Below are 1401 nucleotides of genomic sequence, written 5' to 3' on the forward strand. Positions count from 1 at the left end.
GCAGCGTTTTCTTCGCCTTTTGTACACTCCGCAATCAATTTCCACGCAGACAATACTCCACAAGCAAGCGCAATTACGCCCGCTCCAATAATATAATACATTGTCCTTGTATCTAGACCTCCTGCAATTGTACGCTGGAAATATAGATAGATCGCTGCAGAAACACAAAGAATACTAAGTACGAGAAAGATAGATGGAATAACAATATACGCTTTACTTATAGCATCCTCGTTAGTGCTTTCTTGTCCCACAGGAACCACCGTCTTAGGAACAGTATCCAGCTCTCTTCGAGCATCTCCTTCTTGTTTAACAACCGTACTACCATTATTATGCATAAATAAATACCTTAAAAAAATTAATATTAAATTCTATATGAATACGCGAACCCGTGCCCTCCCTCGCAAGAAATAATTAACGCAGGTTACGGCTTATGAGAATCACACCATACCCATCGTCAATCAAACTTGCCAACACTTATCTTGCAATCCCATTGAATCTTGCAATGAAAGAGACGATTGAGGATTTCCCTCAATTCCATATCTCTCATTCATAAGCATCCCAAGATGATATGATTCTTGGGATTTCTTTTCTGAATAGAAAAAATAATCCCCATTAAATCCTATAGAATTAGCAAGTAACTTGAAAAAAGCTCCTTCTTCTCCATCTAGCATGCAATAGTCGACCATGACCTTATCTACTCCACCAGTGTACCTATTAAATTCATCAATAGTTTTGATCCCCTCTCTTTTTATCGTTCTCCCTAAACTCAAACCCATTGCGTACATCATAGCGTCACACAGTAACCCACTCTCTGCCTCTTTATCCATTATTAACTTATCTATAAGTTCACTAAGATGCTCCTTATATAAGCTAACGGAAGAGAACTGATCATAAGAAGACAGAATTTCAGAAACTTCCCTTCCACTCATCTCCACTTTTAGAAAGATAAAAATACGAAATAAATCGCTATCTTCATTTTTAGCTATTTTGTTAATCTCTATAATAGATCTATTATGTAGAAAAAACTATAATACTCTCTACCTTTCCAGCTTGAGAAGCATAGTATGAAAAAGCACATCCTATAGTCATCGTACCTATACTAAGGATACTTAAAGCATTACGCGACCTTGTTTTTCCAGTTCTTCCCATCCAAGACGCATACTCTCGCCCGTCATTTATTCGCACTTCACCGGATACTAAGTCTACCATACTTTCTCCAAACCCCACCTACAAAACCTGATGTAGCTCACCAGCCACCTTCAAATCGCTGTAATCACCCCTCCTTCAGAGGGCACAATAGACAAGTACAAAGCTTTACAAAACCTACTTAAAAGACATTAACCATTAAAATAGCAGAGCCAACTCTAACCATCGGACACATACGTCACCAGAGGCACTACC

General features: G+C 38.5%; 3 protein-coding genes. All 3 read right to left on the reverse strand.

All coding sequences use genetic code 11. The features are described 5' to 3' along the window. On the reverse strand, window positions 1–335 hold a 335-nt coding region (locus KPX09_RS05265; protein ID WP_249549301.1), incomplete at its 3' end, for a hypothetical protein. A gap of 123 nt (window positions 336–458) precedes the next feature. Next, complete coding sequence (locus tag KPX09_RS05270; protein ID WP_249549302.1) at window positions 459–929, reverse strand: hypothetical protein; 471 nt, start codon at window positions 927–929, stop codon at window positions 459–461. 82 nt (window positions 930–1011) lie between these two features. Beyond that, a complete protein-coding gene (locus KPX09_RS05275; RefSeq protein ID WP_249549303.1) occupies window positions 1012–1209 on the reverse strand; it encodes a hypothetical protein in 198 nt (65 codons plus the stop codon). Window positions 1210–1401: the final 192 nt, after the last annotated feature.

The sequence above is a fragment of the Anaplasma phagocytophilum genome (genome assembly GCF_023476575.1).
GTDB classification, from domain to species: Bacteria; Pseudomonadota; Alphaproteobacteria; order Rickettsiales; family Anaplasmataceae; genus Anaplasma; species Anaplasma phagocytophilum_A.